This is a genomic window from Sphingomonas sp. PL20 (assembly GCF_017875905.1).
In the GTDB taxonomy this organism is placed as follows: domain Bacteria; phylum Pseudomonadota; class Alphaproteobacteria; order Sphingomonadales; family Sphingomonadaceae; genus Sphingomonas; species Sphingomonas echinoides.
This window is the reverse complement of record NZ_JAGINH010000002.1, coordinates 1,778,636-1,800,094: the sequence shown is the minus strand read 5'-3', so window position 1 is coordinate 1,800,094 and position 21,459 is coordinate 1,778,636. Positions and strand designations below refer to the sequence as shown.

The following is a 21,459-nucleotide window of genomic DNA, read 5'->3' as shown; positions in this document are numbered from 1 at the left end:
TTACTCCTGAAAGACTGCGGGCGTGCCCGGCTTCACGATCAGGGCCAGCCGCGCGGCATCCCAATTGGTCAGGCGGATACAGCCATGGCTTTCCGCCCGGCCGATCGTCTCGGGCGAGGGCGTACCGTGGATGCCGTAATGCGGCTTGGACAGATCAAGCCACACCACGCCCACCGGCCCATTCGGCCCGGGCGGCAACAACGCCGCCTTTGCCCCCTTCTTTGAATCCCAGAACAGCTTTGGGTTGTAGTGGAAGGGCGGGTTGTAGGATGGCCCCAGGATCTTCCAGGTGCCGATCGGCAAGGGATCATGCTCGCTCCCCATCGTCGCCATGAACTGCGCGACCAGCTTGCCGTCCTTGTCCAGAACGCGCAGCACCTCCTCGGACTTGTCGACCACCACCTTGGCCCCCGTCGGCTGGGTCGAGTCGACGTTGAGGTCGCTTAGCGTCTGCCGCCATTTCTCAGGGAGCTTGGGATCATAAGCATGGTCGGCGGCGATCGCGTTGGGCACCACGATCTTGCTGCCGGGCACCAGCCGGGTTTGCGGACTGTTCAACTCAAGCAAGACCGAAGGCTTGGTGTGAAACATCTCGCCGAGCTTCTCCATCGGCGATCGATATCCGAGCGTGGTCAGTTTCGCTTGCAGTTGCGGGTTCTTGGGCAGCGGATTGACGAACGGCCCGGCCAGCATGGCGGCGGTCAACGCGATCGTCTGGGTCGGCCGCCACTGCGCATAGGGATGCAGCGCGCGCAGCGTCGTCAGATCCATCTCGCCTGTTTGCGGCAGCCCGCGCGTTTCCTGAAAGCCCTTGAGCGCCGCCACCAGCGATTTCCCGGCGCGACCATCCAGCACCCCGGGCGAGAAGCCAAGATGATCGAGGATGACCTGCACATGTAACGTCGAAAGATCGAGCGCAGGAGTGGCCGCTGCGCTGATGGTTCCCACAGGCGCGGCCGCAACAAGGCCAAGCGATGCTATTGCCAGACAAGCCGATCCGGCCAAGGTTTTTCGCATCGCTTCAATCTCCTACATAGTAAGCTAACCAGACGAACGATTGGAATAGCGGCTTGTGTCCAGCGCGATGCCTGAAGCGATGATAATGTCCCGACGCGCGATGCTGGGCGGCGCGCTGGTCGGCGGTGCGGCGCTTGCGCTTCCTTTTCCGGCGATGGCGGTCGGCACGGAATGGCGCCTCGCCATTCGCAACGTCCACAATAACGAAACCGTCGATGCGCTGTTCGCGCGGAACGGGACTTTCCTGCCCGAGGGGTTGGCCGAGCTGAACCATGGCTTGCGCGACTGGCGCACGGGCGAAGCGACGGTGATGGACCGCCGTTTGCTCGCCTTGCTGGTGCAGTTGCGCGACAAATTGGAGCTGAGCGGCAGCAGCAAGATCAATCTGATCTCGGGCTATCGCTCCCCCGCGACCAATGCCGCGCTCCGCGCCAAGGGCGGCGAACATACCGGCGTCGCCAGCCAGAGCCAGCACATGCTGGGCAAGGCGACCGACATCATGGTGCCCGGCGTGACGCTCGACCGGCTGCATGGCGCGGCCCTTGCCCTGGGTGGCGGCGGGGTCGGCTATTATCCGCGCGACGGCTTCGTCCATGTCGATACCGGGCGCGTGCGGCACTGGTAACCGTGAGCCGTTAATCGCCCACTGGACTTGCCTGTCGCGCTGGGCAACAGTCCCGGTCCGTGCGCAAGATCCTAGCCGACGCTGAAGCCGTCCTCGGCTCCCCCGCCCGAAATCTGATCACGATTCTCGGCTATGTCGGGCTCGTCATCGTCCTGGCGACACTCGGCTATATGGCGGCGGGGTGGAGCTTCGTCGACGCCTCGTACATGGTGCTGCTGACGGTCTTCTCGGTCGGGTATGACGAAGTCAGGCCGATCGACACCGGCTATTTGCACACCATCACGATCGCAACGATCGTGTTCGGCTGCACCGGGATGATCCTGTTGACCGGCGCGCTCGTCCAGTTTTTCACCGTCCTGCAACTGCGCCAGATCCTGGGAGCCAACCGTATGCGCGCGCGAATCGACAAATTGTCCGGCCATGTCGTGATCTGCGGCTTCGGGCGCATCGGAACGATGCTGGCGCGCGACCTTGCAGAGGCGAACATGCCGCTGGTCGTGATCGAACGCAGCGCCGATCGTCTGGCCGAAATCGAAGCGGCAGGACATTTGTGCATCGGCGGCGACGCGACCGAGGAAGAGATCCTGTTCGCGGCCGGAATCGACCGAGCGCACGTGCTGGCAACGGTTCTGCCCGACGATGCGGCGAACGTGTTCATCACGCTCAGCGCGCGAAATCTCAACCCGACGCTCGAAATCATCGCGCGTGGCGAGGCACCGACCACCGAACGCAAGTTGCGTCGGGCCGGGGCGGACCATGTCGTGCTACCCACGCATATCGGGGCCGAACGCATTGCGCGCATGGTGTTGTTCCCGAAAAGCGCCGATCTCGGGTCGGACGCGGCGCTCAAGCGAGCGCGCGGCGAGCTGGGCGAAATGGGGCTGGATCTGGAAATCGTATCGGCGCGGGCGGGTTCGGCAATGTGCGCGCTGACCGTCGGCGAGGCGGAACGTCAGGCGGCCGGAGCCTTCTTCACCGTCCAGATCAAGCGCGGCGGTGCCACAATCCTGCGGCCCTCGCCGGACGAGAAAATCCAGGTCGAGGACGAAGTGATGGTTCTGGTCCGCGATGCCGGCACCGCCGCGCGCAAGCTGTTCACCGCCAAGGCCGAAATTCGCGCCGGGCGGAATACCTACTGAAACTCCATCAGGCGGCGAGCACGGCCTCGAACGCGCGCACGGCAGCCGCCTCGTCCCCGCCCCACACCGCGCCCGACACCGCGACGAAATCGGCCCCGGCGCGGATCAGCGGCGGCGCGTTGACTGGCGTGATCCCGCCGATCGCCACACAGGGAATTTCGAACACCGTCGACCACCAGCTCAGCAGCACCGGATCGGCGACATGCTCGGTCGTCTTGGTGGTGGTCGGATAAAACGCGCCGAACGCGACATAGTCGGCCCCCGCCTCGCCCGCTTCCATCGCGAGATGGCGGCTGTCGTGGCAGGTCACGCCGATTTGCGCCGCCGGTCCAAGCTGCGCGCGCGCCTCGCGCGGGTCGCCGTCACCCTGCCCCAGATGGACGCCATCGGCACCCAGCCGCTTGGCGAGCGATATGCTGTCATTGACGATGAAGGCGACGTCGGCATCGGCGCAAATGCGCTGCAACGGTTCGGCAAGGGCCGCGGCGCTGTGCTGGTCGATGTCCTTCACGCGAAACTGAAAGGCCGCGACCGGGCCAGCGCCCAGCGCGCGCTTCAGGCGATCGGGAAAGCCGCCGCCCACGTCGAGCGGCGATACCAGGTAGAGCTGGCAGCGCGGGCGACGGTCGTCGCGCTGGAATTGCACCGCGAAATCGGGGTCGAGCGGGCCGAGGGGGTCTTCAATGTCCATGGTCGCGCGATAGCGCGGCGATCGCGGCATGGAAAGCGGCGGGATCGTCAAGCTTGTGCGCGATCGCGTGGATCGGTTTGCCGCGCCGCGTAAGAACAGGCGGGTGAAGATCGACCATGACGCTGGGCCAACTCGCCAAAGCAAGGTTCAGCACGCCGGGTTCCTTGAGCGCCGCAGCATCCCACGTAGCGCGCAAACCTGCGATCTGGCGCGTTGGAACGGTGACCGACTTCAGCAGGCCAGCCCGCATCATCAGCACGCCCCCCGTCAGCGTCACCGGCAACCGCCGGAGCGAGCGCAGCACCAGGATCAGGCCAAGCACCAGTGACAGGTCAAGCACGCCGACACCGAGCGCAACCGTCCAGCCGAATAGGGTGCCAACCACCAGATGGACCACGCACATCTCGACAATGGCGATCCCGAGAAGGACGCCGATCATCGGACCGAGGCTGCGATGATAGGCGAACTCTTGGCGCATCGCGCTCAGACCGTTTCCACCACGGCCAGCACGAAACCATCCCATTTCTTCGCGCCAACGGTCTGCACAGCGGTGGCGCTCAAGCGTGGCTCGCTTGCGATCATGTCGAACAGCGCGCGGACTCCGTGAACGCGCGAATCGGGGCTTGCCGGATCGAGCACCTCGCCCTCGCGCACCACATTATCGACCACGATCGTCGTGCCAGGTCGCGCAAGCGCCATCGCCGCGCGGACATAGGGGACACAATTTTCCTTATCGGCATCGACAAACACCAGGTCGAACGGCGCTTCGCCCTGCGCGATCATCGCCTCAAGCGATTGCAGCGCCGCACCGACGCGGATCTCAACCCGGTCGCCAAAGCCAGCCCGCGTAATGTTATCGCCCGCGACCGCCGCATGGTGCGGATCGATCTCCAGCGTCACCACGCGTCCGCCTTCGGGTAACGCGCGCGCCAGCCAGATCGTCGAATAGCCGCCAAGCGTCCCAATCTCCAGAATGCGGCGTGCGCCTACCATCCGCGCGAACAGATGCAGCATCTTGCCCTGTGCGGGCGACACATCGATCTGCGGCAGTCCGGCGGCAGCGTTGGCGGCGAGGGCTGCGTCCAGCGCGGCATCGTCACCCAGCAAATGGTCGACGATATAGCCGTCGACCGCATCCCACGCCGCCCCCGACATCCGGCTTACTCCTCGTTTTTGTAGATCGCGATGATCTTGGCGAGCATCTCAAGCGCCTCGGCGCGCGGGCGCTGGAAGGTGTTGCGGCCGATGATCGAGCCGTTGCCACCGCCATCGCGAATGTCGCGCGCGTCCTGATAGACTGCATCAGCGCCCTTGGCCGCGCCGCCCGAGAACACTACGATCCGCCGTCCGGCAAAGCTCGCCTGCACGACATGGCGGACGCGATCCGCCTGCTTCGACCAGTCGGTGCCCTCATACATCGGCTTGGCTTCTTTCTGCTCGATATGGTCGCTCGGCAGCTTCACCTTGATGATGTGTGCGCCCAGCAACGCCGCCATGTGCGCGGCATAGGCACCGACATCGAGCGCCAGTTCGCCCGACTTGGGCAGGATGCCGCCGCGCGGATAGGACCAGATCACGGTGGCGATGCCGACCGACTTGGCCTCGGCCGAGAGCTCGCGGATCTGCCCGATCATGTCGAACAGGTTGTCCGACCCCGGATAGATGGTGAAGCCGATCGCCGCGCAGCCCAGCCGCACCGCATCCTCGACGCTGCCGGTCAGCGCCTGATTGGCACCCTGCGCCCAACTGTTCGAGCTGTTGACCTTGAGGATCGTCGGGATCTGTCCGGCAAAGGTCTCCGCCCCCGCCTCCAGCATGCCGAGCGGCGCGGCATAAGCCGACAGGCCGGCATCGATCGCGAGCTGATAGTGATAATGGGGGTCATAAGCGGGTGGGTTGACCGCGAAGCTGCGCGCGGGCCCGTGTTCGAAACCCTGGTCGACCGGCAGGATCACCAGCTTGCCGGTGCCGCCGAGCTTCCCCTGCATCAGGATGCGGGCGAGATTGGCCTTGGTTGCAGGGTTGTCCGACTCATATTTGTCGAGAATGGCCTTGACCTGTGGCGTCATCGGAAGCTCCCATTACCTATGATTGTTGCAGCGGCTGTTAGCCCTGCGCGGCATTTGGGGCAACGCTTGACGCACCGTTATCGACGCGTCACCTTCGCGCTCCTGTCCGGGGGGGAATCCGATGCTGCCTTTGTCCAAGATATCGCAGCGCCTTGCACTGGGGCTTGCCGCAATCGCTTTGCTCGGGGGCAGCGGGCCGCCCAAAGTCGGCGACATCGCACCGCCATTCGAACTGACGCTGATCGATGGTACAAAGGTCTCGTCGGAGGCTTTGCGCGGCCAGGTGGTCGTGCTCAATTTCTGGGCGACATGGTGCGGGCCGTGCAAACGCGAACTGCCCACGCTCGACACCTATTACGAGATGCAAAAGGTCCACGGCCTCAAGGTTTTCACCATCGCCACCGAGGATTCGCTGCCGCTCTTCCAGTTGAAGAAGCTGTTTGCGGTGATGCACATGCCCTCGGCACGCCGGATCAAGGGCAATTACCCGATCTTGAGCGGGGTTCCCACCAACTACATCATCGATCGATCGGGCCATGTCCGGTACGCCAAGGCGGCGGCGTTCGATCTCGATTCGCTGAACGCCGAACTCGTCCCGCTGTTGCGGGAACCGGCACCGCCGGCCCCGCAAAGCTGATCACCCGCGCGAGAGCGCGGCGACACCGGGAAGGTCCTTGCCTTCCATCCATTCCAGGAACGCGCCACCGGCGGTCGACACGAAGGTGAAGTCGTCCGCCACGCCCGCCTGATTGAGCGCAGCAACGGTGTCGCCACCGCCCGCCACCGAGACGAGCGATCCGCTCTTGGTCAAAGCAGCAGCGGTCTTCGCCAGCGCAACCGTGGCCGTGTCGAACGGCGGCGTCTCGAACGCGCCCAGCGGCCCGTTCCACACCAAAGTCCGGCAATTCTTGAGCACATCGGCCAGCGCCTCGGTCGCCGCCGGCCCGATGTCGAGGATCATCTCGTCCGCGGCGACTTCATGCACATTAACGGTGCGGACCGGCGGGTTGGCGCGGAATTCCTTCGCGACCACCACGTCATACGGCAGATGGATGGTGCAATTGGCGCTGTCTGCGGCTTCGAAGATTTCCTCGGCGGTTCCGGTCAAGTCATGCTCGCACAGCGACTTGCCGACATCGACCCCGCGCGCCGCAAGGAAGGTGTTGGCCATCCCGCCACCGATGATGAGGTGATCGACCTTGGTGACCAGATGCTTCAGCACATCGAGCTTGGTCGAAACCTTGGCCCCACCAACGACGGCGGCAACCGGATGCTCAGGATTGCCCAGCGCCTTGTCGAGCGCGTCGAGTTCGGCCTCCATCGCCCGGCCCGCAAAGGCCGGCAGCTTATGCGCGAGCCCCTCGGTCGAGGCGTGGGCGCGGTGCGCCGCCGAAAAGGCATCGTTCACATACAGGTCGCCCAGCGCCGCAAAGCGATCGATCACCGCCGGATCGTTCTTTTCCTCGCCGCCAAAGAAGCGCGTATTCTCCAGCACGGCGATGTCGCCGGGCTGCAACGCCGCCACTGCCGCCGCATCGCCTTCCCAATCGACATAGGTCACCGGCCGCCCCAGCACGACCGCATAAGGGCCAACCAGCTGCTTCAGCGAAAGCTCAGCGGAGGGAACGCCCTTTGGCCGCCCGAAATGCGCCAGGATCAGCACGATTGCGCCCTTGTCGGCAAGTTCGGTCACCGTCGGCACGGTCGCGCGCAGCCGCGTGTCGTCGCTCACCGCCCCATCGTGCATCGGCACGTTGAGATCTTCGCGCACCAGCACACGCTTGCCGTGCACATCGCCCATGTCGTCCAACGTCTTGAAGGCCCGCGTCATGTCCATCACTCCTCAAGAACCATAATTGCATCGCCGACGCGGATCGTCCCGCCGACCACAACACGCGAACACGCACCCCCGCGCCAGTCGGGCAGCAGCGCCGCCTTCAATCCTGGCGCGAGCGCTTCCATGCGCTCGCACGGATCGGTTTCGCGCGTAATCATCAGAACTACCGTTTCGCCGATCCGCAGCCGCGTGCCCGGGGTCTGCGGTAGATCAAGCCCTTCGACCAGCAAGTTCGCACGGCGTTCGAACCAGGGCAGGCTGTGGCCGACCTCGGCCATTGCCGCGTCCCAATCGCCACGTTCGAGCAGCGTGACTTGCCGTCGCCCCTTGCCGCCGGGCTTGATGACCCCGCGAAAATCCCCGTGGAGTCCGCCCTCCAGTGTCACGTCGACCTGGGCGAGCGTCTCCATCGGACCTTTCGGGCGGCCATGGCGGGCGATGCCCGCCAGAACCCCCATTAGAGGAACTTGCCCATCGCCCCCGCAGTGTCGACCATGCGGTTGGAGAAGCCCCATTCATTGTCATACCAGCTGACGACGCGCACCAGCTTGCCGTCCATCACCGCAGTCTCCAGGCTGTCGACCGTCGACGAAGCAGGCGTGTGGACGATGTCGACCGAGACCAGCGGCTCGTCCGAGAAGACCAGCACGCCCTTGAGCGGACCGCTTTCGGACGCGGCCTTCAGGATCGCGTTGACCTCGTCCTTGGTCGTCTCGCGCGACGGCATGAAGGTCAGGTCGATCAGGCTGCCATCGGGAACCGGCACGCGAATCGCCGACCCGTCCAGCTTGCCCTTCAGCTCCGGCAGCACTTCGCCGACCGCGCGGGCAGCACCGGTGGTGGTCGGGATCATCGACATCGCGGCGGCGCGCGCGCGACGCAGATCGGGGTGGATCTGGTCGAGGATCTTCTGGTCGTTGGTGTAGGCGTGGACAGTCGTCATCAGACCGCGCTCGATGCCCAGCGCATCGTTCAGCACCTTGGCGACCGGGGCCAGGCAGTTGGTGGTGCACGACGCGTTCGAGACGATCGTATGCTCGGCGGTCAGCTTGTCGTGGTTGACGCCATAAACGACCGTTAGATCGACGCCCTTGCCAGGAGCCGAGATCAGCACCTTCTTGGCACCGGCATCGAGATGCTTCTGGCAGCTCGCGCGATCGGTGAAGAAGCCGGTGCATTCCAGCACGATGTCGATGCCCTGCTCGGCATGGGGCAGGTTGGCGGGGTCGCGCTCGGCGGTGACGCGAATGCGCTTGCCGTCGACGACCAGGTCATTGCCCTCGGCCGACACTTCGCCGGGATATTTGCCATGCACCGAGTCGCGGCTGAACAGCCAGGCGTTGGACTTTGCGTCAGCCAGATCGTTGATCGTGACGAGCTCAAGCCCGCTATCGCCCCGCTCGAGAATCGCGCGCGCGACCAGGCGGCCGATGCGCCCGAAACCGTTGATCGCTACCTTGATCGTCATAATGCTGGCTCCTTCAAGCGGCTGACCCTGTAGCAGCGCGCCACCGAGTCCTTCGAATGCGCGCGTCTTTGCGGGCGACAGGCGGGCGCGTCAACCGCCCGCCCTCTTCATCGCCCTTCATCGTGCAATCCGAACGGATGACACGAACTCGTCACAAATGCGCCTTGTCCCCGCCTCGCGCCATGCTATCTCGTGAGGATGGCAGACGTCCCTTATCCTGCCGCGCTCGACCGGATCGACCGTGCCCTCGCTCGTATCGACGCCGCAGCCCAAGCGCGGATAACCCACAGCCAAGTATTGGCCCGCCGCCATGAAACGCTGCGCACCCGCATGGCGGAAGCCATCGCCGCGCTCGACGCGATCCTGCAGCGCGAGGGCGAGTGATGGGCGACGTTACGCTGACAATCGGGGACCGTCGCCATACCGTGGCCTGTCCCGACGGGCAGGAAGATCAATTGCTTCGTCTCGGCGCATTGCTCGACGCGAAATGGGCCACCGCAGCGCGCGCCTCGGGCGGAATGAATGGCGAGCGCACGATGCTGTTCGTCGCCCTGATGCTGGCAGACGCGCTGGATGAGGCGGAACGTCGCCCGGCCAAGATCCAGGACGAGGTCCTGCTCACCCACATCGCCGAACGGCTCGAAGCGCTCGCCACATCCCTTGAGCAATAGCGCACAAGCGCCTATATCGGTCGGCGGCGGGCACTGCCCGGTACGAGCCTTTATTATCCCTGAGGCTATTCATCATCCAAGGGGGCTGTCCCTGCCCGGGCCCTGGCCCGACGCACATGGTCCCCACCTGACGTACCGTGCGTCAGAGGATAACCCGGCACACGGCCACGGCGGTCCCGCCACCCCGCTTTCCCGTGGCGCTCAGGCCACGCATTGGCCATCGCCGGACGAGAGACCGTGATGCAGACCACGATCGACAAGCGGGCGTTGCGCGCGCGGATTCGCGCCGAGCGCGACCGCTTTTTCGCCCACTCCCCCGGACCGATCGCGGCACCGCCGGCCTTGCTTGCGCTGCTGGAAGCGGGGCGGATCGTTACCTCCTATATCCCCGTCGGCAGTGAAGCGGATCCGCAACACCTCGCCGCTGCGGCACTGGCCGCAGGCTGCCGTCTGGCTTTGCCCCATGTAACCACGCGGGAAGCGCCCATGCGCTTTCTGGGCTGGGATGGACACTCGGCGCTTGTCGAGGGCCGGTACGGGCTCTCCCAGCCCCCCAGTGACGCACCGGACGTGGAACCCGACATCATCCTCACGCCGTTGCTGGCGTTCGACGCCAAGCTCGATCGGCTGGGGCAAGGTGCGGGCTATTATGACCGCGCCTTTGCGACCTTCCCAGATGCGTGGCGCATCGGGGTTGCGTGGAGCGTGCAACAGGTCGAGACCTTGCCGACCGACGCGTGGGACATGCCGCTTCATGCCGTCATTACCGAATGTGGATGGATTCCCCGACCATGACCCCAACTTGGCGTAAACCCATCGGGATGCTGGCGATCCTCGTGTTGATCGGTGTGTGGTGCATCCTCGTCGCCAGCCTGTCGCGGTATGTCGGCGGCTGGCATCCGCTGCTGCAGGCGGCCTTCTATTTGATCGCGGGGATTGCCTGGATCTGGATCTTGCCGATGCGCCGGATGCTGGCGTGGATGGAAACCGGGAAATTTCGCTGAATTCCCCTTGGCATGAAGGGGAATGGCGCGAGTGACGGGGCTCGAACCCGCGACCTCCGGCGTGACAGGCCGGCGCTCTAACCAACTGAGCTACACCCGCTTGAGAAGCGAGAGGCGCGGCTCCTAAGCGACGCCCCCTACCCTGTCAATGACCTCCGGCGAAGACGATACGATTGACCATCGAACCGGAAACACAAACGTCTCCGCCAAGGCTCGGCACGTTGAAAAATCGAGGGGTTATCGCTGCCTTTTCCCGGCGCTTTGCGGGGAATGGCGCGAGTGACGGGGCTCGAACCCGCGACCTCCGGCGTGACAGGCCGGCGCTCTAACCAACTGAGCTACACCCGCTTGAGAAGCGTGAGGCGCGGCTCCTAAGCGACGCCCCTTGGCCTGTCAACGTTCCGTTTCACTTTCTTCAAAAGAAGCATCGGCGCGCGTGCGGCCAGGCCGGGTCAAAGTGCCGTGTTCAAACAGGAAACCCGCAATATCAGGCTTGCCGGCCGCTCCCAGCACGGTCTGGATGATGATCAGCAACGGCACCGCCAGCAGCGTGCCGGCCGTGCCCCACACCCAGCTCCAGAAACTGATCGAGACCAGAATCATGATCGGGTTGATCGTCAAGCGATGGCCGACGATCAACGGCGTCACCGCATTGGCCTCGATCAAATGGCAGCCGATCATCACGAAGGCGGGCACCAGCGCCACCCAGATGTCATGAAACGTCATCAACCCGCCCAGTGCCAACAACAACGCCGCCGTGATCGGGCCGAAATACGGGACATAGTTGAGCAAGGCGACGATCCCGCCCCACATCAACGGATAGGGCATCCCCATCACCCACAAGACGCCGGCGATGATCAGGCCAAAGGACAGATTGATGATCGTGATCGTGCCCAGATAGGCTGAGGTATCGTCCACGACATCCTGAATGACTCGCGCCGTTGCCATCGCCCCGCCGAAACTGGCGCGGCTGGTGATCGTCTTCTTGCGCAGACCGGTCCAGCCCGAGAGGAAGAAGAACACCACCAGGATGCCGAAGAAGACCTGCACGATCACCGAGGGCGCGAAACTCGCGGCAAGCTCCAGGATCGAGCTCGGCGGCGCAACCGCAGTCGTGGCGGGTGCCCGAACCGGTCCCGACGCAGCCAGATGCTGCACCGTGCGATTGAGATAGCGCTCGAAGCTCGAATAGAAATCGATCAACGGCGCGACGTTCATCTGGATCCGGTCGATCCGCTCGGGCAAGCGGCGGAAAAATTCGGTAGCGGGAACGACGATCGCGGCCAGCGCAACGTTCGCCGCCACCAGAAACAACAGCACGCAAATCAACGCGGCGAGCGCGGACGGGACGCCACGCCGCTCAAACCATTCCAGGATCGGGACCAACGCGATCGCGATCACCAAGGCGGCGGTGGTTGGCAAAAAGAATTCCGCCCCGGCCTTCAGCGCGAACGGGAGCGCCAGCGCCAACCCGATCCCCGCGATCAGGGTCAGCGCCGCCAGCAGGCGGTCGCGCCGCATTCCGACGCGGCGCTCCTCCTCCGTATCGTGGGCCCGCGTCGCGGCCAGGCCGAACGCGTCGCTCTTGCTGTCATCCCGATCTGCCATATCCCGTTCCTAGCGGCATTCCATCGCCGCGCAAACCGCGCTAGCCCTTGTCGCATGTCAGACCTTATTCTTGTAATCGATGAAGGCACGACCTCGACGCGTGCGATGGTGTTTCAGCGCGACGGCGGCTGTGTCGCGACCGCAGGCGCGGAACTGACCCAGCATTATCCCGAACCCGGCCGAGTCGAGCATGACGCGGCCGAAATCTGGACGAAAACGCTCGCGGTCACGCGCGCGGTGATCGACCAAGTGGGCGGTGCTGAAAAGATCGCTGCGATCGGCATCACCAATCAGCGCGAGACGATCGTGTTCTGGGACCGCGAAACGGGCCAGCCGCTCGCCCCCGCCATCGTCTGGCAGGACCGGCGCACCGCCACGACCTGCCGCGCGCTGAAGGAGGCCGGCAATGAGCCGATGGTGCAGGCCAAGACCGGCCTGTTGCTCGACCCGTATTTCTCGGGGAGCAAGATCGGCTGGGCGATGGCGCATTGGGATGCGGTGAAAACCGCCGGATCACGGCTTGCCGTCGGCACGGTCGAAAGCTGGCTGATCTGGAAGCTGACGGGCGGCCTGCACATCACCGATGCCACCAATGCCAGCCGCACCGCGCTGATGGCAATCGGCAGCGGCCATTGGGATGACGGCCTGATCGAGCTGTTCGGCGCGCCGCGCTCGGCCTTGCCCGAAATCGTCGATTGCGCCGGGCGTTTCGGCGAAACGCGGCTGTTCGGCGCGCCGATCCCGATTTGCGGCATCGCCGGGGATCAACAAGCGGCAACGATCGGGCAATCCTGTCTGCAGATCGGCGAGACCAAGGCGACCTTTGGCACCGGCGCGTTCGTCCTGAGCCAGGCCGGGCCGATCCCCCCGACCTCGCGTAACCGGCTGCTCTCCACAATCGCGTGGCAGATTGACGGGCGGCGCGCGTACGCGCTGGAAGGATCGGTGTTCGTCGCGGGCAGCCTGATCAAATGGCTGCGCGACGCGGTCGGGTTGATCGGCACCGCTGCCGAAACCGAGGCTTTGGCGCGCAGCGTTCCCGACAATGGCGGAACCTTCCTCGTGCCTGCCCTCTCCGGCTTGGGCGCGCCATGGTGGGAACCGGAGGCGCGCGCCGCCATTTCGGGCTTGAGCTTTTCGACCGGCAAGGCGCACATCGTCCGCGCCGCGCTGGAGGCGATGGCGCATCAGGCGCATGACTTGAAAACCGCCTTTGCCGCCGACGGAGTCGATTGGGCGTCTGTGCGGATCGATGGCGGCATGGTCGCCAATGACTGGATGGCGCAGGACATGGCCGACATTCTCGGCGTGAATGTCGAACGCCCCAAATTTGCCGAGACCACCGCGCTCGGCGCGGCGATGCTGGCGGGGGTTGGCCGTGGTCTTTTCGCCAATCTGGCGGAGGCCAGTGCAATGCGCGGGCATGTTGAAACCTTCACCCCGCACATTGCCGAAACCACGCGCACCGCCCGGCTCGACGGGTGGCGCAGCGCAGTACAGCGGGTTATCGCGCACGACTGAACGAACACGCATCGCCGACACGGACAATCGCCGGGGGATATTGATGACCGACACCGCGACCATCCAGCCCCGCAACCGGGGGCTTCGCTATATCTTCATCGGCAGCGACGGCTTGCGCGCGGGATGGAGTCTCCTGCTGTTTTGCCTGATCCTGACCGTGCTCACGATTGGCGCGGTGGCGGCGGGAACCTTCATTAACGGAAAGCCGCCCCACGCCCCCGCAGGGTCGGAGCAAGGCGTCATCCCATCGATCAAGGGCGAAGCGCTCACCTTCGTGGTGTTGCTGGTAACCTCGTGGCTGATGTCGTTGATCGAGCGGCGGCCCTTCGCCACCTATGGCCTGCGCCGGACGCGCGCTGTGCCCGATCTGCTCACCGGCATGGCATGGGGCATCGCGATGCTGTCGCTGCTGGTGGGGATGCTGACGCTGTCCGGCGCGCTGGTGTTCGATGGCTTTGCGATTAGCGGCAGCACAGCGCTGGGATACGGCGCTGCATGGTTTTTCGCTTTTTGCCTGGTTGGCCTGTTCGAGGAATTTCTGACCCGCGGCTTCCTGCAATATACGCTGGCGCGCGGTGTCGCCGGAATCGTGCGGGCGGTTGCTCCCGACAACAAAAACGCCCGCACGATCGGCTTCTGGGTGGCGGCGCTGGTCTTCTCGGTCGGGGTGTTCGCGGGCGGGCACCTCGCCAATAAGGGCGAAACGGCGATGGGCCTGGTCAGCGTCGCGCTCGCCGGGCTCACCTTCGTCTATGTGCTGTATCGCACCGGCTCGCTATGGTGGGCGATCGGCTTTCACGCGACGTGGGACTGGGCGCAGTCCTTTCTCTACGGCGTGCGCGATTCCGGGCTGGCGATGGAGGGGCATTTGCTGGCCTCGCACCCGGCGGGGGCCGCCTTGCTGTCGGGCGGCGACACCGGGCCGGAGGGGAGCATTCTCGTCGTTCCAACGCTGCTGCTGACGGTGTTCATCATCCACCGCACGCTGCCGCGCCGCGCGACCGCGTTCGACGCCTGATCGCTCAGGCGGCTGCACGATCCTCGAACAGGCCTTTCAGCTCCTTCTTCAGGATCTTGCCATTGGCATTGCGCGGCAGCGTTTCCGGAACGAAGCGGATCGCCACCGGCGTCTTGAACACCGCCAGCCGCTCGCGCACCCACGCCTGCAATTCCGCCTCGGTTGCGGTCGTACCTGGGGCAAGGTGGACCACCGCCGCCGGTTCCTCGCCCAGCGTGCGATGCGGGATACCGATCAGCGCGCAATCGGTCACCGCCGGGTGCGCGTAGAGGACGTTTTCGACCTCCGATGAATAGATGTTCTCGCCGCCGCGGATGATCATGTCCTTGGCGCGGTCGACGATATAGACGAACCCTTCCTCGTCGAGCCGTGCGAGATCGCCGGTGCGCACCCAGCCGTCGACGAAAGTGACGGCGGTCGCCTCGGGCTTGTTCCAATAGCCCTTCACCACCATCGGCCCGCGCGCCCACAATTCGCCGACCTCGCCGATCGGCAGCTCGGTCACGCCGTCCTCGTCCATGATCTTGAGGTCGGCAACGGGCACCGGCGGCCCGGCGCTGGTCGGCCGCGCGAGATAATCCTCGGCACCATGGCCCGTCACCGTCGCCATCGTTTCGGTCATCCCCCAGCCGTTCGACGGCAGCGCGCCAAATTCGGTGTAGATCCGACGCACCAGCTCGGGCGCGGACGGCGCACCGCCATAAGCGATCATCTCCAGCGACGAGAGATCGTATTTGGCGCGGTCTGGGTGCTCCAAAATCTGCCAGGCAATCGTCGGCACGCCGCCGGTCGCATGGACCTTCTCCGCCTCGATAATTTCCATCGCGCGCACCGGATCCCATTTGCGCAGGAACACCAGCGTGTTGCCCGCCGCAATCGATCCCATCATCGTCGCGCTGCACGCGGTCACATGGAACATCGGGATGACGGTGAGATAGGTCTTGGGCTGGGGATCGGGCACCGCCTCGCCACGCCGCACAAAGCCGCGCGCGCCGGAGAAAGCGGAGCTGAGGATGTTGGTCATCAAATTGCGATGCGTGCCCAGCGCCCCCTTGGGATGGCCGGTGGTGCCGCTGGTATAAAAGATCGTCGCATCGTCGTCGGTCGCGATCGCCACCCCGGGCAGCTCGGCATCAGGCAAACTCGCATAGCCATGCGGTGTGCCGATCAGATCCTCAAGCCGCCGCGCCCCGTCGCCAAGGGGCCCCGATGCGCGCGCCACGATCATCGTCTCCAGCGCAGGCACATCGGGGGCGTGCGCCACCAGCCGCTGATAGCGTTCGTCGTCGACGAACAGCACGCGGCAGCCCGAATCAGCGATGCCATATTCCAGCTCGCCCGCCGTCCACCACGCATTGAGCGGCACCACGATCGCGCCGATACTGGCGGCGGCGAAGAAGATCACCGGCCATTCGGGCAAATTGCGCATCGCCAGGCCGACCCGATCGCCCTTGCCGATGCCCATCGCGACCAGCGCATGCGCCAGCGTCGCCACCGCGCGGAAATTCGCCGCATAGCTGACGCGTTCGTCCTCATAGATGGTGAACACGCGCTCGCCGTGCATCCGCGACGCGGAGATCAGCCAGGCGAGCGACGGCGGCGCATGTTTCCAGACGCGGGTGGGAATGCCACCGATCGTCACCGTCTCCATCTCGAACTTGGTGCCCGCAGCGGTCAGCGCGGCGGTCGCCTGCGCCAGCGTCGTTCTCGGCCATGCCGGATCGAGCGCGACAAGCGGTTCTGTATCCACGATGCATCCTCTTCCAAAGCCTGCCGGGCCACCCAAGTTGAAACTCGGGTTTGTCGAAACCAGCGCTCATCACAAGGTTAGTGTTGATTCGTGCGTGACTCAAGGCAATAGGGGGATACAACTTTCGAAGTGAGGGTATGGAAATCGACATGAGCGAGACGATGCCAGGAATCGGGCGATTCGACGCGGCACGGCTGGGGCGGATCGATGCCTTCCTGAAGGAGCGCTATCTCGATTCCGGGCGGCTCGCCAATGCGCAGATTCTCATCGCCCGGGACGGTGAAATCGCGCATTTCTCGTCACAAGGGCCCGCGCGCGAAGGCGGCAAGAGCATCGACGAAGGATCGCTGTTCCGCATCGCCTCGATGACCAAGCCGATCACCTCGATTGCCTTCATGATGCTGCTCGAACAGGGCAAGGTCGCGCTCGATACCCCCGTCCACCACGTGCTGCCCGCATTCAAGGGCATTGGCGTCTACAATGGCGGCGGTGGCGGCGTGCCGTTCCAGACACGCCCGACGACAGAGCCGATGCGCATGCTCGATTTGCTCCGCCACACATCGGGGCTGACCTACAGTTTCCAGAATCGTTCTTATGTCGATGCGGCGTATCGCGAGGGCAAAATCGAGAATTGGCACGGCAATCTCGATCTGGACGGCTTCATCGAAGCGGTCGCCAACGTGCCGCTCGAATTTTCGCCCGGCGAGGCGTGGAATTATTCGGTGTCGACCGACGTGTTGGGCGCGGTGGTCGAGAAGGTTTCGGGTCAGTCGCTCGCCGACTTCTTCCGCACGCAAATCTTCGCCCCGCTCAAGATGGACGACACCTTCTTCGCGGTGCCCGAAGACAAGATCGACCGACTGACCGATTGCTACACCTTCACCCCGGAAAAGGGCCGCTTCCTCTATGATCGCGGCGAAGCGAGCGCGTGGAGCCGGCCGCCCAAACTGGTGTCGGGCGGCGGCGGCCTGGTCTCGACCGCGCTCGATTATCATCGTTTCTGTTCGATGCTGCTGAACGGCGGGGAACTGGACGGCGTGCGCATCGTCGGGCGCAAGACGATCGAGCTGATGACGATGAACCATTTGCCCGGCGGATCCGACCTGTCGAAAATGTCCAAGTCGCTGTTCAGCGAAACCGCCAATGCCGGCACCGGCTTTGGTCTGGGTTTCGCGGTCAATATCGATGTCGCGCGCTCGATGATTCCGGGTTCGGTCGGCGAATATTATTGGGGCGGGATGTTCTCGACCGCCTTCTTCGTCGACCCCGTCGAGCAGTTGCACATGGTGTTCATGACGCAAATGAGCCCGAGTAACGTCTACCCGATCCGGCGCGAGCTGAAGACCTTGATCTACAGTGCGCTGACATAGGCTATTTTTTACTTCCCCGGCAAGGCCGGGGCCCAGTTGCGCGAACCTGGATGGGAGAGCGCAACGCCCGGCAAAACCCGTCCCGTAACTGGGCCCCGGCCTTCGTCGGGGAAGGAAACAGGAGAGACACATGACCAGCCCGATCACCACCGAACTGCACGACGACGTCCTCGTCATCATCTCCAACAATCCGCCCGTCAACGCGCTCGGCGCGGCGGTGCGGCAGGGGTTGGAGGCCGGCATCAAGGAAGGGCTCGCCAACCCGCAGGTGACGGCGATGGTCATCCGTTGCGATGGCCGCACCTTCTTCGCCGGGGCCGACATTACCGAGTTCGGCCGCCCGATGCAGGAGCCGGGCCTGCCAACCGTGGTCGACATGATCGAAGCCTCGGACAAGCCGGTCGTCGCCGCGATCCACGGAACCGCGCTCGGCGGCGGGTGCGAGGTGACGCTCGGCTGTCATTACCGCATCGCCGTGCCCTCGGCCAAGATCGGCACGCCCGAGGTCAAGCTCGGCCTGCTTCCCGGCGCTGGCGGCACGCAGCGCCTGCCGCGCATCGCAGGCGTCAAGCTCGCACTCGAACTCACCGCCAAGGGCGATCCGATCCCGGCCAAGCTCGCTTTGTCCGCCGGGCTGATCGACCGGATCGCAGGCGAGGACAGCCTAGCAGCCGACGCGATCGCCTTTGCGCGCGAAGTGGCCGACGCCAAGCCCCTGCCCCGCGCCCGCGACAAGGTGGCGCAGGCCGATCCCGAAGCCGTGGCGGCGTTCAAGAAGGAGAACGCCAAGCGCTTTCGCGGCTTCGACGCGCCCGCCGCCAACATTGCCTGTGTCGAGAAAGCGACCGACGGTTCCAGCTTCGACGAGGGCATCGCCTTTGAGCGGCAGGAGTTCATGAAACTGATGTTCGGCGTACAATCCGCCGCGCAGCGCCACATCTTCTTCGCCGAGCGCCAGGCCGCCAAGATCGACGGCATCGACCCCAAAATCGCGCTGCGCAAGATCAAGCGTGTCGGCGTGATCGGCGCGGGCACGATGGGCGGCGGCATTTCGATGAACTTCCTCTCCGCAGGCATCCCGGTGACGATCGTCGAAATGGCGCAGGAAGCGCTTGATCGCGGCACCGGCGTGATCCGCAAGAATTACGAGGCGTCTGCCGCCAAGGGCCGCTTGAAGCCCGAGCAGGTCGAAGCCGCAATGGGAGCGCTCACCCCGACGCTCGACTTCAGCGCGCTCGCCGACTGCGACCTCATCATCGAAGCGGTGTATGAGAATATGGAGGTGAAGAAGGACATCTTCTCGCGTCTTGACGCCATCGCCAAGCCGGGTGCGATCCTCGCCTCCAACACCTCCTATCTCAACATCGACGAGATCGCCTCGGTCACCAAGCGCCCCGGCGACGTGCTCGGCATGCACTTCTTCTCACCCGCCAATGTGATGAAATTGCTCGAGGTTGTGCGCGGTGCCCAGACCGAGGACGATGTGCTCGCGACCGTTATGGCGCTGTCCAAGACGATCCGGAAGGTCGCAGTGGTCGCGGGCGTATGCGACGGCTTTATCGGCAACCGCATGCTGAAACCGCGCCAAATCGAGGCGATGAAGCTGCTGCTGGAAGGTGCCACGCCTGAGCAGATCGACAAGGTGCATGTTGCCTTCGGCATGCCGATGGGGCCGTTCCAGATGAGCGATCTCGCCGGTGTCGACATTGGCTGGCACCGCGACCCGACCCGCATCGAAAACATCCGCGACGCGCTCGCCGCCGAGGGCCGCTGGGGCCAGAAGACCGGCAAGGGCTTTTACGACTATGACGAGAAGCGCAACCCGACACCTTCCGCCCGGGTTGCCGAGATCATCGAGGATTTCCGCTCCAAATCCAACCTGCAGAAGCGCGAGATCAGCGACGAGGAAATCGTCGAAAAGACGCTCTACACCATGGTCAACGAAGGCGCGCTGATCCTCGAAGAGAAAATGGCGCAGCGCGCGTCGGACATCGATGTGGTGTGGATCTACGGCTATGGCTGGCCAGTCTATCGCGGCGGACCGATGTTCTGGGCGGATACCGAGGGCTTAAAGAAGATCGTCGCGGGGCTCGAAAAGCACGGGTTCGCGGTCGCCGAACTGCTGAAGTCGAAGGCGGAAAGCGGCGGTCGTTTCAATGGATAACCAATCTTCTTCTCCCTCTCCCCTCCGGGGAGTTTGGGGTCGGCCATGCCCCCGGCATGGCCTAAACATCGCGGGGCGATGTTTACCCCAAACTGGTCGGGGAGAGGGGCAGTTCAGCAGCGCCACGTCTCTATACTGCCCCTCTCCCGACCTGGCTGCGCTCGGCCACCCTCTCCCCGCCAGCGGGGAGAGGGAGAAGTGAAGACCGCCCTCCAAACCGCCGCCGCAATCCGCGCCGGTGAAACCACCGCGCTCGCCGAATGCGAAGCCGCTATCGCCCGCATCGAAGCGGGCAATGCCGAGATCAACGCCGTCGTCGTGCGGGATTTCGACCGTGCGCGCGACGCCGCCCTTGCGATCGACGCCGGGCCGAAGGACAGCCGTCCGCTGCTCGGCGTGCCCATGACGGTCAAGGAAAGCTTCGATGTCGCAGGTCTCGTCACTTGCTGGGGTTTCACCGAACACGCCGACTTCATCGCCACCGAAGACGCCGTCCAGGTCGCGCGCCTCAAACGCGCGGGCGCGGTCATCCTCGGCAAGACCAACATCCCGGTCGCGCTCGCCGATCTCCAGACCAACAACCCGGTCTATGGCCGCACCCGCAACCCGCACAATCCGTCGCGCGTCTCCGGCGGCTCCTCGGGCGGCGCGGCGGCGGCGCTGGCGGCTGGGTTCGTGCCCGTGGAAATCGGCTCGGACATTGGCGGCTCAATCCGCTTGCCTGCCGCCTTTTGCGGGGTGTGGGGCCACAAACCGACTTACAACACGCTCTCCTCTTTCGGCCATAACTTCCCGAGAACACAGAGTTGTGGTGTTGCGCTCAACGTCGTCGGCCCGCTCGCGCGCGATCCTGACGATCTCGAAGCGCTGTTCGGCGTCATGGGCGGAGACGCGCTGGCACGGCCCGCACCGCGCGGCCCCGGCGACTGGAAGATCCTGCTGCTGCCCCAACATCCGCTCGCCCGCTCGCAAACCGCGGTCCAAGGCGCGATCACCACGCTCGGTGCCGCCTTCGCCGCTGCGGGCGCGCAGGTCGACGATAACAGCGCGCTGCTACCCAATCTCGTCGCGCAGCACGGCACCTATATCCACATGCTGCTGGTGGCGATGGCCCGGGGCGCACCAATGGAGGGCGGCACACCGCTCGCGCTGCCCGATTGGTTCACGCTGATCGACGCGCAAGCCAAATGCCGCCGCGACTGGGCACGCCTGTTCGCCAGCTATGACGCGGTCATCGCCCCGATCTGGGGCACCACCGCCTACCGCCACGACGACACCCCACTGGCGACGCGGACGATCGACATCGATGGCACGCCAACGCCGATGGCGCTGCAAATGGCCTATCCCGGCCTCGCCACCTTCCCGATGCTGCCCGCGACCAGCGTGCCGATCGGCACCGATCCCGACGGCCTGCCGATCGGGGTGCAGGTGATCGCCGATTATAACCGCGATTTCACCGCGATCGCCGTCGCGCGCGCGGCGCATGATTTGATGAGGAGCTGATCCG

Annotated in this window: 22 protein-coding genes and 2 tRNA genes; 12 read left to right on the top strand and 12 right to left on the bottom strand. The window is 64.8% G+C overall.

The window, feature by feature from the left end:
* Positions 1 to 1,017, bottom strand: coding sequence for a L,D-transpeptidase family protein (locus H4W01_RS08135; protein WP_209610629.1), 1,017 nt, complete (start codon positions 1,015 to 1,017; stop codon positions 1 to 3).
* A 79-nt stretch (positions 1,018 to 1,096) separates the two neighbouring features.
* On the opposite strand from H4W01_RS08135, the gene H4W01_RS08130 reads away from it, so the two are divergent.
* Together H4W01_RS08130 and H4W01_RS08125 are read left to right on the top strand one after the other, a co-directional pair.
* Entirely contained in the window at positions 1,097 to 1,642 is a 546-nt protein-coding gene (locus H4W01_RS08130; protein ID WP_029622319.1) for a DUF882 domain-containing protein, read from the top strand.
* A 59-nt stretch (positions 1,643 to 1,701) separates the two neighbouring features.
* Positions 1,702 to 2,781 (top strand): potassium channel family protein, encoded by a 1,080-nt coding sequence (locus tag H4W01_RS08125; protein WP_209610628.1) that lies wholly within the window; start codon positions 1,702 to 1,704, stop codon positions 2,779 to 2,781.
* A 7-nt stretch (positions 2,782 to 2,788) separates the two neighbouring features.
* Here H4W01_RS08125 and thiE read toward each other — a convergent pair whose 3' ends face one another.
* From thiE to H4W01_RS08105, 4 genes are read right to left on the bottom strand one after another with little or no spacing between them, the layout of a single operon-like run.
* Positions 2,789 to 3,472 (bottom strand): thiamine phosphate synthase, encoded by a 684-nt coding sequence (thiE, locus tag H4W01_RS08120; RefSeq protein WP_209610627.1) that lies wholly within the window; start codon positions 3,470 to 3,472, stop codon positions 2,789 to 2,791.
* Entirely contained in the window at positions 3,462 to 3,950 is a 489-nt protein-coding gene (locus tag H4W01_RS08115) for a hypothetical protein (RefSeq protein WP_209610626.1), read from the bottom strand. The genes thiE and H4W01_RS08115 overlap by 11 nt, the downstream gene beginning before the upstream one ends.
* A gap of 5 nt (positions 3,951 to 3,955) precedes the next feature.
* A complete protein-coding gene (locus H4W01_RS08110) occupies positions 3,956 to 4,627 on the bottom strand; it encodes an O-methyltransferase (RefSeq protein WP_209610625.1) in 672 nt (223 codons plus the stop codon).
* 5 nt (positions 4,628 to 4,632) lie between these two features.
* Entirely contained in the window at positions 4,633 to 5,541 is a 909-nt protein-coding gene (locus H4W01_RS08105) for a class I fructose-bisphosphate aldolase (protein ID WP_209610624.1), read from the bottom strand.
* A gap of 121 nt (positions 5,542 to 5,662) precedes the next feature.
* On the opposite strand from H4W01_RS08105, the gene H4W01_RS08100 reads away from it, so the two are divergent.
* A complete protein-coding gene (locus H4W01_RS08100) occupies positions 5,663 to 6,178 on the top strand; it encodes a TlpA family protein disulfide reductase (RefSeq protein ID WP_010402574.1) in 516 nt (171 codons plus the stop codon).
* On the opposite strand, the gene H4W01_RS08095 is transcribed toward H4W01_RS08100, so the two are convergent.
* Genes H4W01_RS08095 through gap form a run of 3 tightly spaced genes read right to left on the bottom strand, consistent with a single transcriptional unit; the run spans position 6,179 to position 8,846 of the window.
* On the bottom strand, positions 6,179 to 7,372 hold the full coding sequence (locus tag H4W01_RS08095; protein ID WP_209610623.1) for a phosphoglycerate kinase: 1,194 nt from the start codon (positions 7,370 to 7,372) through the stop codon (positions 6,179 to 6,181).
* A 5-nt stretch (positions 7,373 to 7,377) separates the two neighbouring features.
* A complete protein-coding gene (locus tag H4W01_RS08090; RefSeq protein WP_209610622.1) occupies positions 7,378 to 7,836 on the bottom strand; it encodes an MOSC domain-containing protein in 459 nt (152 codons plus the stop codon).
* Complete coding sequence (gene gap, locus H4W01_RS08085) at positions 7,836 to 8,846, bottom strand: type I glyceraldehyde-3-phosphate dehydrogenase (RefSeq protein WP_209610621.1); 1,011 nt, start codon at positions 8,844 to 8,846, stop codon at positions 7,836 to 7,838. Before gap ends, H4W01_RS08090 begins: the two co-directional genes overlap by 1 nt.
* 198 nt (positions 8,847 to 9,044) lie before the next feature.
* Here gap and H4W01_RS08080 point away from each other — a divergent pair, with 198 nt between their 5' ends.
* From H4W01_RS08080 to H4W01_RS08065, 4 genes are all read left to right on the top strand, one after another.
* Positions 9,045 to 9,230, top strand: coding sequence for a hypothetical protein (locus H4W01_RS08080; RefSeq protein WP_029622315.1), 186 nt, complete (start codon positions 9,045 to 9,047; stop codon positions 9,228 to 9,230).
* Positions 9,230 to 9,517, top strand: a complete 288-nt coding sequence (locus tag H4W01_RS08075) for a cell division protein ZapA (protein WP_209610620.1) — start codon at positions 9,230 to 9,232, stop codon at positions 9,515 to 9,517. Before H4W01_RS08080 ends, H4W01_RS08075 begins: the two co-directional genes overlap by 1 nt.
* 240 nt (positions 9,518 to 9,757) lie before the next feature.
* A complete protein-coding gene (locus H4W01_RS08070) occupies positions 9,758 to 10,312 on the top strand; it encodes a 5-formyltetrahydrofolate cyclo-ligase (protein ID WP_209610619.1) in 555 nt (184 codons plus the stop codon).
* A complete protein-coding gene (locus H4W01_RS08065; RefSeq protein WP_010402562.1) occupies positions 10,309 to 10,521 on the top strand; it encodes a DUF2842 domain-containing protein in 213 nt (70 codons plus the stop codon). Before H4W01_RS08070 ends, H4W01_RS08065 begins: the two co-directional genes overlap by 4 nt.
* A 23-nt stretch (positions 10,522 to 10,544) precedes the next feature.
* Here the strand turns inward: H4W01_RS08065 and H4W01_RS08060 are convergent.
* The 3 genes from H4W01_RS08060 to H4W01_RS08050 form a co-directional block, all read right to left on the bottom strand.
* Positions 10,545 to 10,621 (bottom strand) — tRNA-Asp (locus H4W01_RS08060).
* 171 nt (positions 10,622 to 10,792) lie between these two features.
* A tRNA-Asp gene (locus tag H4W01_RS08055) sits at positions 10,793 to 10,869 on the bottom strand.
* Between the two features lie 45 nt (positions 10,870 to 10,914).
* A complete protein-coding gene (locus H4W01_RS08050; RefSeq protein WP_209610618.1) occupies positions 10,915 to 12,129 on the bottom strand; it encodes an AI-2E family transporter in 1,215 nt (404 codons plus the stop codon).
* A gap of 54 nt (positions 12,130 to 12,183) precedes the next feature.
* Here H4W01_RS08050 and H4W01_RS08045 point away from each other — a divergent pair, with 54 nt between their 5' ends.
* Both H4W01_RS08045 and H4W01_RS08040 read left to right on the top strand, forming a co-directional pair.
* Complete coding sequence (locus H4W01_RS08045) at positions 12,184 to 13,650, top strand: FGGY family carbohydrate kinase (RefSeq protein ID WP_209610617.1); 1,467 nt, start codon at positions 12,184 to 12,186, stop codon at positions 13,648 to 13,650.
* A gap of 43 nt (positions 13,651 to 13,693) precedes the next feature.
* The gene (locus tag H4W01_RS08040; RefSeq protein ID WP_209610616.1) at positions 13,694 to 14,668 is read left to right on the top strand and encodes a CPBP family intramembrane glutamic endopeptidase; all 975 of its coding nucleotides are present in this window, start codon (positions 13,694 to 13,696) and stop codon (positions 14,666 to 14,668) included.
* Between the two features lie 4 nt (positions 14,669 to 14,672).
* On the opposite strand, the gene H4W01_RS08035 is transcribed toward H4W01_RS08040, so the two are convergent.
* A complete protein-coding gene (locus H4W01_RS08035) occupies positions 14,673 to 16,418 on the bottom strand; it encodes a class I adenylate-forming enzyme family protein (protein ID WP_209610615.1) in 1,746 nt (581 codons plus the stop codon).
* A gap of 137 nt (positions 16,419 to 16,555) precedes the next feature.
* Between H4W01_RS08035 and H4W01_RS08030 the strand changes: the two genes are divergently transcribed.
* The 3 genes from H4W01_RS08030 (at position 16,556) to H4W01_RS08020 (ending at position 21,455) form a co-directional block, all read left to right on the top strand.
* Complete coding sequence (locus tag H4W01_RS08030; RefSeq protein WP_209610614.1) at positions 16,556 to 17,788, top strand: serine hydrolase domain-containing protein; 1,233 nt, start codon at positions 16,556 to 16,558, stop codon at positions 17,786 to 17,788.
* Positions 17,789 to 17,918: 130 nt separating this feature from the next.
* Complete coding sequence (locus H4W01_RS08025) at positions 17,919 to 19,952, top strand: 3-hydroxyacyl-CoA dehydrogenase NAD-binding domain-containing protein (protein WP_209610613.1); 2,034 nt, start codon at positions 17,919 to 17,921, stop codon at positions 19,950 to 19,952.
* 198 nt (positions 19,953 to 20,150) lie between these two features.
* Positions 20,151 to 21,455, top strand: a complete 1,305-nt coding sequence (locus H4W01_RS08020; protein ID WP_209610612.1) for an amidase family protein — start codon at positions 20,151 to 20,153, stop codon at positions 21,453 to 21,455.
* The last annotated feature ends 4 nt before the right edge of the window (positions 21,456 to 21,459 follow it).